This is a genomic window from Aquabacterium sp., from assembly GCF_035476535.1.
GTDB lineage: Bacteria > Pseudomonadota > Gammaproteobacteria > Burkholderiales > Burkholderiaceae_C > Pseudaquabacterium.
On sequence record NZ_DATILJ010000326.1, the window covers coordinates 1 to 12805 of the forward strand.

11 protein-coding genes are annotated in these 12805 nt (G+C 67.3%); 4 read left to right on the forward strand and 7 right to left on the reverse strand.

Features of this window, described 5'->3' with window-relative positions; all coding sequences use genetic code 11:
- The 3 genes from VLK61_RS31225 to serC all read right to left on the reverse strand — a co-directional run.
- Positions 1 to 431: FAD-dependent oxidoreductase (locus VLK61_RS31225; protein ID WP_325427487.1), on the reverse strand; the 431-nt coding region annotated here is incomplete at its 3' end.
- 23 nt (positions 432 to 454) lie between these two features.
- The gene (locus tag VLK61_RS31230) at positions 455 to 1636 is read right to left on the reverse strand and encodes a phosphoglycerate dehydrogenase (protein WP_325427489.1); all 1182 of its coding nucleotides are present in this window, start codon (positions 1634 to 1636) and stop codon (positions 455 to 457) included.
- Entirely contained in the window at positions 1629 to 2711 is a 1083-nt protein-coding gene (serC, locus tag VLK61_RS31235; RefSeq protein ID WP_325427491.1) for a 3-phosphoserine/phosphohydroxythreonine transaminase, read from the reverse strand. The genes VLK61_RS31230 and serC overlap by 8 nt, the downstream gene beginning before the upstream one ends.
- Positions 2712 to 2862: 151 nt before the next feature.
- On the opposite strand from serC, the gene VLK61_RS31240 reads away from it, so the two are divergent.
- Entirely contained in the window at positions 2863 to 3222 is a 360-nt protein-coding gene (locus VLK61_RS31240) for a type II toxin-antitoxin system Phd/YefM family antitoxin (RefSeq protein WP_325427493.1), read from the forward strand.
- The gene (locus tag VLK61_RS31245; RefSeq protein ID WP_325427495.1) at positions 3219 to 3653 is read left to right on the forward strand and encodes a type II toxin-antitoxin system VapC family toxin; all 435 of its coding nucleotides are present in this window, start codon (positions 3219 to 3221) and stop codon (positions 3651 to 3653) included. The genes VLK61_RS31240 and VLK61_RS31245 overlap by 4 nt, the downstream gene beginning before the upstream one ends.
- A gap of 42 nt (positions 3654 to 3695) precedes the next feature.
- Here VLK61_RS31245 and acnA read toward each other — a convergent pair whose 3' ends face one another.
- The 4 genes from acnA to VLK61_RS31265 all read right to left on the reverse strand — a co-directional run bounded on the left by acnA (position 3696) and on the right by VLK61_RS31265 (position 11299).
- Positions 3696 to 6422 (reverse strand): aconitate hydratase AcnA, encoded by a 2727-nt coding sequence (acnA, locus tag VLK61_RS31250; protein ID WP_325427497.1) that lies wholly within the window; start codon positions 6420 to 6422, stop codon positions 3696 to 3698.
- 129 nt (positions 6423 to 6551) lie between these two features.
- The gene (locus tag VLK61_RS31255) at positions 6552 to 7673 is read right to left on the reverse strand and encodes a hypothetical protein (RefSeq protein ID WP_325427499.1); all 1122 of its coding nucleotides are present in this window, start codon (positions 7671 to 7673) and stop codon (positions 6552 to 6554) included.
- Positions 7674 to 7693: 20 nt separating this feature from the next.
- On the reverse strand, positions 7694 to 10429 hold the full coding sequence (locus VLK61_RS31260; protein ID WP_325427501.1) for a zinc-dependent metalloprotease: 2736 nt from the start codon (positions 10427 to 10429) through the stop codon (positions 7694 to 7696).
- A gap of 237 nt (positions 10430 to 10666) precedes the next feature.
- Positions 10667 to 11299, reverse strand: coding sequence for a TetR family transcriptional regulator (locus VLK61_RS31265; protein WP_325427503.1), 633 nt, complete (start codon positions 11297 to 11299; stop codon positions 10667 to 10669).
- Between the two features lie 153 nt (positions 11300 to 11452).
- Between VLK61_RS31265 and VLK61_RS31270 the strand changes: the two genes are divergently transcribed.
- Positions 11453 to 12643 carry an efflux RND transporter periplasmic adaptor subunit gene (locus VLK61_RS31270; protein ID WP_325427505.1) on the forward strand — a complete coding sequence of 397 codons (1191 nt, stop codon included), beginning with the start codon at positions 11453 to 11455 and terminating at the stop codon, positions 12641 to 12643.
- A gap of 12 nt (positions 12644 to 12655) precedes the next feature.
- Positions 12656 to 12805: efflux RND transporter permease subunit (locus tag VLK61_RS31275; RefSeq protein ID WP_325427507.1), on the forward strand; the 150-nt coding region annotated here is incomplete at its 3' end.

Below are 12805 nucleotides of genomic sequence, written 5' to 3' on the forward strand. Positions count from 1 at the left end.
AGGCTGGCCAGCGCCAGGTCGTCGCCGTTCAACCACGGGAAACGCTGCACCAGCTCGATCGGCGTGAGCAGCGTCACCGGCACGTCGAGGGCCTGCTGCACGGCATGCTTGGCCCGCAGCACTGGCGCGCCAGCCTCGCCGGCCAGGAACAGGTAGCCCGAGGGCACGTAGCCCAGGTCCACCGGTTCATCGTCGACACCCAGCCAGGCCTGCGCATCGCCGATCACCGCTTGCCCGAACTGGGACATGCGCACGTTGATGGCGTTCGAGAACTGCTGGCGGATCGAGCCGGCCGACAAGGCCGACGAGGCCAGCGTCAGCCCCGGGTCGGGCTCGACCACCTGCACCTCGACGGCCGCACCGCCCAGGTTTTTCAGGAACAGCGCGACGGCCGAGCCGACAGCGCCGCCGCCGATGACCACGACACGCATCAGACCCCCGTTCCTGCCGGCCATCACCCCTGCAGCGGCAGATAGCGCACCGAGAGCACGCCGCCGATGGCGCGGATCTCTCCCAGCGCCGCGTCGCCGACGGGGCTGTCGACATCGACCAGCGTGTAGGCCATCTCGCCGCGCGACTTGTTGACCATGTTGTGGATGTTCAGCCCGGCGCGCGCCATCGCCGTCGAGATCTGGCCCAGCATGTTGGGCACGTTGGAATTGGCGATGGCCACGCGATAGGCCGATTCGCGCGCCATGCTGACGGCCGGGAAGTTCACCGCGTTGGCCACGTTGCCGTGTTCGAGGAAGTCGCGCAGCTGGTCGACGACCATCAGCGCGCAGTTCTCTTCTGCCTCGCGGGTGCTGGCGCCCAGGTGCGGCAGCGCGATCACCTTGTCGTGGCCATGGGTCACCGGGCTGGGGAAGTCGCAGACATAGCGCGACAGGCGACCGGCATCTAGCGCCTCGCGCACCGCGGCATCGCTGACCACGCCTTCGCGCGAGAAGTTCAGCAGCACCGCGGCATCGCGCATCAGGCCGATGTTGCCGTCGTTGACGAGGTTGCGCGTGGCCTCCACCAGCGGCACATGCAAGGTCACGAAATGGGCGTTGCGCAGCACCTCGTTGACGCTGCCGGCCTTCTTCACCTGCGAGGGCAGGCTCCAGGCGGCATCGACAGTGATCTCGGGGTCGTGGCCGAGCACGTTCATGCCCAGCTTGATCGCTGCATCGGCGACCAGGCAGCCGATCTTGCCCAGGCCGATGATGCCCAGCGTCTGGCCGCTGAGCTCGAAACCGGCGAAGGCCTTCTTGCCTTCTTCGACGGCCTGCTCCATATCTCCGTTAGGCACCAACGCGTCGACGAAGCGCAGCGCCGGCGCGATGTTGCGCGCGGCCAGCAGCATGCCGGTGATGACCAGCTCCTTCACCGCATTGGCATTGGCGCCCGGCGCATTGAACACCGGCACGCCGCGCTCGCTCATCTGCTTGACGGGGATGTTGTTGGTGCCGGCGCCGGCGCGTGCGATCGCCCGCACGCTGGGCGGCAGCACCATGCCGTGCATGTCGGCCGAGCGCAGCAGCACGGCCGCCGGCGCGGCCACGTCTTTGCCGACGAGGTAGGACTCGGCCGGCAGCCGCGCCAGGCCGTTGGCTGAGATCTGGTTCAGCACCAGCACCTGCAGCCGCTCACGCATGCTGGGCCTCGAACTCCTTCATGTAGCCCACCAGCGCCTGCACGCCAGCGATCGGCATCGCGTTGTAGATCGAGGCGCGCATGCCACCGACCGAGCGATGGCCCTTCAGCTGCAGCATGCCACGCGCCTGCGCGCCCTTCAGGAAGGCATCGTCGAGCGCTTCGTTCTTCAGCTTGAACGGCACGTTCATCAGTGAGCGGTCTTCGCGGGCGACCGGACTCGAATAGAAGCGGCTGGCATCGAGGAAGTCGTACAGCAGCGCCGCCTTGGCCCGGTTGTGCGCCTCGATCGCCACCAGCCCGCCCTGCGCCTGGATCCACTCGAACACCAGGCCGGCGATGTAGATCGCATAGGTCGGCGGCGTGTTGAACATCGAGTCGTTGTCGGCCTGCGTCTTGTAGTCGAAGGCCGATGGCGTGATCGGCAGCGCGTGGCCGATCAGGTCATCGCGCACGATCACGATGGTCAGGCCGGCCGGGCCGATGTTTTTCTGCGCGCCGCCGTAGATGAGGCCGTACTTCGACACATCGATCGGCCGCGACAGGATGTTGCTGGACATGTCGGCGACCAGCGGCACGCTGCCGGTCTCGGGCGTCCAGTGGTACTCGACGCCGCCGATCGTCTCGTTCGAGCAGATGTGCACATAGGCCGCGTCCGGGTCGAGCTGCCAGGTGTCCTGCTTCGGCACGTGGTTGAAGCCACTCGATTCAGCGCTGGCAGCGACCTTGACGCCACCGTACTTCTTGGCTTCCTTGATCGACTTCTTCGACCATTCACCGGTGTTCACATAGTCCGCGCTGGCTTTGCCGCGCAGCATGTTCATCGGCACGATGGCGTTCTCGCCGATCGCGCCGCCCTGCATGAACAGCACCTTGTAGTTCGCCGGAATCGCCAGCAGCGAGCGCAGCAGCGCCTCGGCCTTGGCATGGATGGCGATGAACTCCTTGCCGCGGTGGCTCATCTCCATCACCGACATGCCGGAGCCGTGCCAGTCGAGCATCTCGGCGGCGGCCGTTTGCAACACGCTTTCGGGCAGCACGGCCGGGCCGGCACTGAAATTGAAGACGCGGGTCATGGTGGGCGGGGCTCCATACAGTCGGCGAGGCTGGGAGCATATTCGAGAACGTGACCGCACCGACCGGCTCAACCCAGCGCCTCAATACCGGCGCTCGCACATCAGCTTGTGATCGCCGTGCGCTGACAGGCCCGTAACACGGCCATCCACCATGAGCACTGGGCAGTCAGTCTTGATCGAGAGGGGGCGTCATGCTAATCTGGTCAGCATGACCAGAGAAGTGATCAAGAAGGCGGACGCCCCTGCCGAGCCCCAGCTTGGCCGTTGGCGGCTTCAGGATGCCAAAGCGCGTTTCAGCGAACTGGTTCGCCGTGCGCACAGCGACGGCCCGCAGCACGTTACGCTGCACGGCCGCGACGCCGTCGTTGTCATTGATGCAGACGAGTTTCTGCGTCTGAGAGGCGAACGCACCGGGCAATTGCTGATCGATGCTCTTCAAGCCTCACCGCACCGCGAGATAGAGATCGAGCCGCGTCGTTCCATCATGCCGGTGCGGAACGTCGTGCTGTGAGCGCTTGGCTGCTCGACACCAACGTCATTTCAGAGTTGCGGCGGCTGCGCCCTGAAGCGCGGGTCATGGCGTTTGTCGCGGGCCAGCCACTGGAGCAACTCTTCGTCAGCGCCGTGACCTTTGCCGAGATTCGCTATGGCATCGAAATGATCAGCGACCCGATCCGACGCGCGGAACTCAATGACTGGTTGGCCCATAAAGTGCGCCCGATGTTCGATCAGCGCGTCCTCGCGGTTTCCGAGGATGTCATGTTCAAGTGGCGCCTTCTCGTAGAGGACGGACGCAAGGTCGGTCATACATTCTCCCAACCCGACCTCATCATTGCCGCAACTGGCCTTCATCACGGATTGACCGTCGTGACGCGCGACACCGGCGACTACGCTCGGGCGCGCGTGCCCTTGTTCAATCCCTGGATCGACGAAGCGTCATAGATCCACCGTTGGTCGCTGGTGTCTGGCGGATGCCGCCCTCCGCTACCCCGCCAGCAACTGCCGCAGCACAAACGGCAGGATGCCGCCGTGCTGGTAGTAGTCGACCTCGATCGGTGTGTCGATGCGCAGCACCACCGGCACGGTCTGCGTGCTGCCGTCCTCGCTGTGGATCAGCAGTTGCACCTCGCGCTGTGGCGCCAGTTCGCCGTCGACCACCACGTCGATGGTTTCGCGGCCGTTGAGCTTCAGGCTCTGCCAGCTGTCGCCGGCGCGGAACTGCAGCGGCAGCACGCCCATGCCGACGAGGTTGCTGCGGTGGATGCGCTCGAAGCTCTTGGCCACCACGGCGCGGATGCCCAGCAGCTGCGTGCCCTTGGCGGCCCAGTCGCGGCTGGAGCCGGTGCCGTATTCCTCGCCGGCGAAGATGACGGTGGGCACACCTTCGGCGATGTAGCGCATCGCTGCGTCGTAGATCGGCAGCTGTTCGCCGGACGGCTGATGCAGGGTCAGGCCACCTTCGTCGGTGAGCATCTGGTTGCGGATGCGCACGTTGGCGAAGGTGCCGCGCATCATCACCTCGTGGTGGCCGCGGCGCGCGCCGTAGCTGTTGAAGTCGGCCGGCGTGATGCCTTGCGCCTGCAGGAACAGCCCAGCCGGTGAGCTGGGCTTGATCGAGCCGGCCGGCGAGATGTGGTCGGTGGTGATCGAGTCGCCGAACAGCGCCATCACGCGCGCGCCGGTCACGCCGGCGATGCTGGCTTGCGGCGCCATCGTGAACTGGCTGAAGAACGGCGGCTGCGCGATGTAGCTGCTGGCCGGCCAGCTGTAGACCTGGCCCGAGACGCCCTTGATCTTGTCCCACAGCTTGCCCGGCTTGCTGCCCACTTGCGCGTAATTCGCGCGATAGGCCTGCGGGTCGAGTGCATGCTTCATCAGCGCATGGATCTCCTCGCTGCTGGGCCAGATGTCGCCCAGGTAGACCGGCTTGCCCTTGCGGTCGTGGCCCACCGGTTCGGTCATCAGGTCGCGCGTCACGGTGCCGGCAATCGCATAAGCCACCACCAGCGGCGGGCTGGCCAGGAAGTTGGCCTTCAGGTTCGGATGGATGCGCGCTTCGAAATTTCGGTTGCCCGACAGCACCGCGGCGCAGATCAGGTCGTTCTGCAGGATGGCCGCGTTGATCTCGGGCGCCAGGTCGCCGGCGTTGCCGATGCAGGTGGTGCAGCCATAGGCCGCGAGGCTGAAGCCGAGCTTCTCCAGCGGCTTCAGCAGCCCGGATTTCTCCAGGTACTCGGTGACGATGCGCGAGCCCGGCGCCAGCGAGGTCTTGATGTGCGGCGCCACCGTCAGGCCGCGCGCCACCGCCTTTTGCGCCAGCAGGCCGGCGGCCAGCAGGACGCCGGGGTTGCTGGTGTTGGTGCAGGAGGTGATCGCGGCGATCAGCACGTCGCCGTTGCGCAGCGTCAGCGTCGGGCTGGCGGCCACCGGCTGCGCCAGCTTGTCGGCCGCCTGGTTGAAGCCGCTGGCGGCCACCGGCGCGCTGTACAACTCGGTGAAGCGTTGCGCGACCTGGCCGAGTTCGATGCGGTCCTGCGGGCGCTTCGGGCCGGCGAGCGAGGGGGCCACGGTGCCGAGGTCGAGCTTGACGACCTGCGTGTAGTCGATCGAGCCGGCAGCCGGTATGCCCCACAGGCCCTGGGCCTTGAAGTAGGCCTCGAAGGCTTCGAGTTCGGCCTTGGTGCGGCCGGTGCCCTTCAGGTAGGCGAGGGTTTTCTCGTCGACCGGGAAGAAGCCCATCGTCGCGCCGTATTCGGGCGCCATGTTGGCGATGGTCGCGCGGTCGGGCAGCGCCAGCGAGGCCGTGCCCTCGCCGAAGAACTCGACGAACTTGCCGACCACCTTCTCCTTGCGCAGGATCTCGGTGACGGTGAGCACCAGGTCGGTGGCGGTCACGCCTTCACGCAGCCGGCCGCTCATCTCGAAGCCGACCACATCGGGCGTTAGCAGGTACACCGGCTGGCCCAGCATCGCGGCTTCGGCCTCGATGCCGCCAACGCCCCAACCCACCACACCGATGCCGTTGATCATCGTCGTGTGGCTGTCAGTGCCGACGAGGGTGTCCGGGTAGTAGATCCTGTCCTTGCCCAGACCCTTGCCGGCCGTCTTGTGCACGCCGCGGGCCAGGAATTCCAGGTTCACCTGGTGCACGATGCCAAAGCCGGGCGGCACCACGCCGAAGGTGTCGAAGGCCTGCATGCCCCACTTCATGAACTCGTAGCGCTCGCGGTTGCGCTGGAACTCGAGCTTCATGTTCAGGTCCAGCGCCTGCTTGTTGCCGTAGTGGTCGATCATCACCGAATGGTCGACCACCAGGTCCACCGGCACCAGCGGCTCGATGGCCTTGGGGTTCTTGCCCATCGAAGCCGCGACATTGCGCATCGCGGCCAGGTCGGCCAGCAGCGGCACGCCGGTGAAGTCCTGCAGCACCACGCGGGAGACGACGAAGGGGATCTCGTCGCTGCGCTCGCCCTGCGGCTGCCAGTTGGCGAGTTGATGCACATGCTCGGGCAGCACGCGCTGGCCGTCGCAATTGCGCAGCACGCTCTCCAGCACGATGCGGATCGACACCGGCAGCCGGCTCAGCGGCCGCTGCAGCCGGCTGCCGAGCTGGCGCTGCAGCGCGGGCAGCGAGTACAGCCTGCCGGACTTGGCCGAGGCCGTGCTGAAGCCCTGCAGGGTTTTGGCGAACGGGTGGGAGGAAGTGGCCATGCGCTGCGCTCCTGACGTGGTGTGGCCAGCGATTCTGGCAGTCAGCGAGCGCGCGCGCACGGCGCGGGCGCAGGAGCCCTCAGGCCTTCCGGCCCTCCGGCCCTGAGGCCCGTGCGCCCCGGCAGGGCATCAGAGCGGCTGGCCGTTCACTGTGATCGACGTGGCCTGCATGGTCATCATCTCGGTGCCGGAGCCGATGACGGTCTTGAGCGGGAGACCGTTGCCGACGCTCAGCCAGTTGGTGCTGAGGCTGCCGTCCTCCGCATTCGTGCGCTCGAACTTGCAGGCCTCGAACGTGCCGGCCGGCACGGTGACGGATTCGCGCCCGACGTACTTGACGGTTTCGGTCAAGGTGCTGGATGAGGTGTTGACGACCGGTGGGTAGCCCGGTATCGAGTAGGTCATCGTGGACGTGGTGCTGCCCGACTGCGTGACCGACAGCGACTGTCCAACCGCCAGCCCGTATTCACGGGACACCCATGGCGGCGACCAGACGGTCTTGAGCGTCGTTGTGGTGCTGATGCCACCGACGGAGTTTTGCTTGACGATGACACTGCCGTAGTTCGTGACCTCCGCATCACCGCTCTTGCGTTGGTAGCTCTTGATCTCGCCGTCCGCCGACGCCGTCATGCCGCCGATTGTCTGGCTGCCGGTGGTCGTGGTGACGACCTCACGTGCCTGCTGGCCTTCGAAGCTTGTCAATGCGCCGACCAGCGTGTCGCTCGTCACCGTGCCGGTGATCACGCCGCTGTAGGCATGGGTCATCACCGTGCGGGTGCCCTGGGTGTCGTACAGGCTCAGGTCGGCGCAGCCGTTGTTCGTGCCACCGGGATTCGGCTCGGTCGGCGTGACGTAGTTCGTCAGCGGGCCGACATCGATCGGCACGTCGCCGAAGACACCGCCCAGTACGTAGACATGGTTCAGCAGGTAGGTCGGATCGGCGCTGACCACCACGCCCAGGTAGATGCCGGTCGATGGGTAGTAGCGGTACTTGAACGGGCCGGCGTCCTGCGTCGCCTGGTGGCCGGGGAAGTAGACCTCCAGATCGGCGTGCGCTTCGGCAAAGTTCAGCAGAAGTTCGGCGGCCACGGCAGGCGCCACCGCGCTGGCAACGGCGCTGGGCGCCGACACCGCGAGCGCGCGCATCGCACGGGCTGCGTTGCTTGTCGTGGCCTCGGTGCTGTCGCCGCCGCCGCAGCCCACCACCAACGCGGCCACTGCCAGTGCCGCCCATTGTTTTGTCATCGACATCAGGTTCTCCAAACAGGTTGTCAGCTGCGCTGCATTGTTGCGCGCAGTGCTTCGGTCAGCAGCCCCAGGCTTTCGCTCAGGTGGGCACGGGTTTCGACCGATTGGTTGCCACTCTTGGCCACTGCGGTGCGCAAATCGGCCTGCAGTTGCGTGGCATGCAGCCGCGCCAGGCTCAGGGCGTCGGCCGGCAGGTTAGGGGCGCCGCGCGTCAGCACGGTCTGCAGGCGGCGCAGGTGTTCGCGCTGCAGGTTGCGGCGCAGGCGTTCGATCTCGCTGCCGGTCTTCAGCTCGCTCCACACCGACGCTTGCAGCGTGCCGTAGACCTCGTTCAGCGAGATCAGGCCCTTGCGCTCGGCCTCGGGCAGGTAGCCGGGCAGGTCCAGCAGGCGCTGCGCGGTGGGCGCGCTGAGCAGGCGGTCCAGCGCCACCAGTTGCACGCGGGCCACGGCGGCCGGCAGGTTCACCGGCGCGCGGTCCCACTCCTGGTAGTCCATGGTCAAGGAGGTCAGGAACTCGGGGCGGAAGCGGAAGCTGTCGGCGCTGAACAGGCCGCTGGCCAGGAACTGCAAGGCTTCGCGCTGCTTGGCCGGCTCCACCGGGCGCAGGCTGGCGCGGCCGGTGGTGCCCGGCAGGTCGTGCACTGCATGCATGCCGCCGACGTACTTGCCCACCAGTTCGGCGGCGCGGAACAGCTGATTGAAGCCGGACTGCATCGAGCGCTGCTGGCGCAGCGGATCGTCGCCGGGCTGCGGCCTGCGCTGCTGCACGCGGGCCCACAACTCCTGCGACAGCGCCAGGCGCTTCTTGAAGTAGGCCAGCGGGTCGTCGCCCAGGTCGAAGCGGTTGGCCAGCGGATCCATGCCGTCGTAGGGGCCGAAGCCGCCGGCATCGGTGTCGTCGGCAAAGGCCAGCGCCGGCTCGGTGCTGCGGGCGGCGATCTTGCCGAGTTCGGCCGCTTCGCTGGCCGCCTCCAGCGGCTTGTAGGCGTATTCGATGGCCCAGTAGTCGTAGGCGCCGAGCGTGGTGTTGTTGTAGGTGCCCTGTGTCTCGCCCTTCAGCGCGATGTTCAGGGCGTTGTAGTCCATCACCGAGCCGGAAGTGCCGTGGGCATCGGTGTAGGCCTTGTCCTTCAGCTGCTCGCGGCTGACCGTCGTCGAGGCCTTGAAGTTGTGCTTGAGGCCCAGCGTGTGGCCGACCTCATGCGCGATGGTGTCCTTGATCACCGCCTGCACGAAGGCTTCGGCCTCGGGACTGTCCGGTGCAATGTCGCCACGGGCTTCGAGGATGTCGAGCGCGAAGTCCATCTCGGCCGCGGCTTGCTGGCCGTAGCTGCAGTAGGCCGCGTCATGGCCGGCATGCAGCTGTGCTGCGGCGATGCCCTGCGGCTTGCCGACATCGTCCGAGATGAAGCGCCGCGAGCCGCGGGCGAAGACATCGCTCATGCCGATGTCGGCATCCAGGATCTCGCCGGAGCGCGGGTCGGCCCGCGACGGGCCGATCGCAAAGCCGACGTCGGCGCCGACGAACCAGCGGATCGACGCATGCGTGGCGTCCATGTTGTCCCAGTCGGCGTCATCGGGCTGCTGCTTGGCGACCAGGGCGTTCTTGAAGCCGATCTTCTCGAAGGCCTTGTTCCACTCCAGGATGCCGGCCTCCACCGCAGCGCGGTAGCGCGGCGGGATGTTCTTGTCCAGCCAGTAGGTGATGGGCTGCACCGGTTCGGACAGCGCCGCCGCCGGGTCTTTTTTGTCCAGGCGCCAGCGCTTCACGTAATGCACCCGCGGGTTGGGCTTCATGTCGCCGCCGAGGTCGGTGAACGATTCCATGAAGTGGCCGACGCGCGGATCGGTGGCGCGTGGGCGCATGACAGTTTCGGGCAAGGGCTGGAAGCTGTAGACGTAGCTGACGAACAGGCTGCGCGGATCGGGCACGGATTGCGGCAGCGAGGGCATGGGCACCGGACTGGGCACCAGCGGTGGCGCCGGAATGCGCGGGGTGGCGAAGTGCACCCGGGCGGTCAGCGTGCTCAGCCTGGCATCGGCACGCGCTGCTTCGAAGTAGGAGTTGGTCCGGTCCAGGCTGTACGGCAGCCGGTACGCGGCTTCGAGCCGCGTGCTGTAGCTGGGGATGTCGCTCAGCAGCAGCGCAGCGGCATCCACCAGGAAGGCCTTGCGCCCAGGGTGCTCGGCGCTGGCCACGGGAGCCGCGGCGATCAGGCTGGGCGAGAAGGCCTGCTCCACGGCGCGCTTGCCCCCACCGTCGGCGCGGAATTGCATGTTCAGCGCCACCAGTTGCAACTGGTTGCCGATGCGCCGCCACTCCACCATCGCGCCAGGGCCCATCTGGCTGGCATAGAGCCCGCGCTCGCCGATCGAGTTGGCGATGTTCACCGAGAACAGCAGCGGCTTGTTCAGCGCGCTGCTCGGGATCTCCAGCCAGACCTTTTCGTCCTTGCGCCAGATGGCGAAATAGCCGTCCTGGCGCTTGGCGTCCTTGATCACCTCGGCAAAGGGCTTGGGCGCGGCGGCATCCGCGGGTGGGCGGGCGGCGCCTGGCGCGCTGGCCCCTGCGGCCGGGGCTGATGCGCCGGCCGCGGGTGTCGATGCGGCAGGGGCCGGGCTGGCGGCGGCCGTGGTGGCTGCTGCCGGCGCTGCGGGCTGGGGGGTTGCGCAGGCGCTGGTCAACAGCACCGCGCTGGTGATCGCCGACAGGCGCCAGGCGGCGCGGGCAGGGGCGGGGGGCAGGGCAAAGCTCATGGGCAGGAGTCTCCGTGGCCCCGGCCGCGCGGGCGGCAGGCCGGGCGCTGGCGTGGTCGCTGAGGGTAAAACAGGTGACTTTCCCGTGACTCGGGGTGCCGCGTCAAGGGTCTGGGCTGCTGTTCAGCCTGCCGGAGCCGCGCTTTGTCGCATGGCCTCGCAAGCAAATGTGGCTCTGCCACTTTGCTTGACCCCCTCGGGGGGCGGACGACGTATTTCGTCGGCCTGGGGGCGCGCTCAGGCGGCCTCGTCGGGTCGCAGCCCCGCCAGGTAGGCTCGCAGCACCTGGCGGCCGACCCGTACGAGGTCGAAGGCCTGGGGGTCGAGCAGCCAGTTCTGGATCAGCCCGTCCACCAAGGCGTGCAGGCCCAGCGCCGCACTGCGCGGCGGCGTGCGCTTGTTGATCTGGCCGCGCTTGGTGGCCAGCTTCAGCTGCTGCTCCACCTGGACCAGGCACTCGTTGCGGTTGTGCAGGTGGCGCTCGCGCACGGCCTGCAACTCGTCGACATACTCGACCTTGTGCGTGGCGATCTCGAACACGCGCCGTGTCGGGGCGTGATGCACCGTCAGGTGCAGGGCCTGCACCAGGCGTTCCTCGATGAAGGTCAGCGGATCCTGGCTCTGCGTCTCGTCGCCGCTGGCCGCCGCCATCGACTCCTCCAGCGGCATCGTGGCCCGCTCCATCATCGCGTTGAACAGGTCGGCCTTGTCCTTGAAGTGCCAGTAGATCGCGCCGCGTGTCAAGGCCGCGGCCTGCGCGATCTCCTGCAGCGAGGTACGGGAAACGCCTTGTTGCTGAAACAGCAACTCCGCCGCATCCAGAATGCAGTGGCGCGTGGCAAGGGCCTCGTCTTTTGTGCGGCGAACCATGGGATTGACGTCTCCAGACATCGGGCTGACCCTCGACTGTTTCAGCCGATTGACCCTAGGCCGCATCATACATTCATGGATGTATGTAAACTGCGCCGCATTGCCGAATCAGGGTGGAATGTGATGAAATCAATCCGTACTGGCCGCGCCACGTTGGCATGGCCCTTGCTCGTGATGGCCTCGGTGGCCGCAGCGGTTTTGCTGGTGGGTTGCAGCCGTTCCGGCGCGCAGGATGGGCATGCCAGTGGGCCGCCGCCCGCGCCGGTGACGATCGAAACCGTGGCCCTGGCCGATGTGCCGGTGACTTATGAATACGTCGGCCAGACCGCTGGTTCGCGCGAGGTGGAAGTGCGAGCCCGCGTGGGCGGCATCCTGCAGCAGCGCAACTTCAGCGAAGGGGTGGCGGTGCGCAAGGGCCAGTCGCTGTACTCGCTGGACGCCGCGCCGTTCCAGGCCGCGCTGAACCGGGCCGATGCCGACCTGGCCGCCGTCGATGCGCGGGCTGGCCAGGCCGCGCGCACGCTGGCGCGCCTGAAGCCCCTGTGGGAAGCCAAGGCAGTGAGCCAGCGCGAATATGACGACGCTGCTTCGGCCGAGCAGATCGCCCGTGCCGACGTCAAGGGCGCCCAGGCGCGCCGCGCCGAGGCCGCGCTGAACCTGGGTTATGCCAAGGTCGAAGCGCCGATCAACGGCGTGGCCGGGCGCTCGCAGGTTTCCGAAGGCACGCTGGTGGCCGGTCCGGAAACCCTGTTGACGACGCTGGTTCAAACGAACCCGATCAAACTGCGATTCGGCCTGGCCGACACCGACCAGCAGCACTGGCGCAGCGAATCCGCCAGCGGCGCCCTGAAGCTGCCGGCTGGTGAAGCCTTCGACGTGGAGTTGAAGCTCGCCGACGGCAGCCTGTATGCCCGCAAGGGCAAAGTGGTGTTCTCCGATACGCGCATCTCGGGCACCACCGGCACCATCGAGGCCGAGGCCGAGGTGCCGAACCCCGATGGCGTGCTGAAGCCCGGCCAGTTCGTGCGTGTGCGCCTGCTCGGCGCCAGCCGGCCGAAGGCGGTGAAGGTGCCCACGCGTGCGGTGCTGGAAGGGCCGCAGGGCAAATTCGTCTATGTCGCGGCCGACGGCAAGGCAATGCCCAAACCGGTGCAGGTGGGCGATCAGCTGGCCGATGGCTGGATCATCCGCTCGGGCCTGGCGGCCGGTGACCCGGTGATCGTCGACGGCATGGCACGCATCTTCTTCCCCGGTGCGCCGGTGCAGGTGGGGGCACCGGCACAGTCCGGTGGCGCGCCCGCGGCACCGGCGGCATCCGCGGCCAAGCCTGCGGCCTCCAAGTAAGCGAGGCTCCGCATGTTTTCGCGCTTCTTCATCGACCGGCCGATCTTCGCGGCCGTGTTGTCGATCTTCTTCGTCATCGCCGGCCTGTCGGCGATGCGTGTGCTGCCGATCGCGCAGTACCCCGAAATCGCGCCGCCGGTGGTCAGCGTCGTTGCGGTCTAC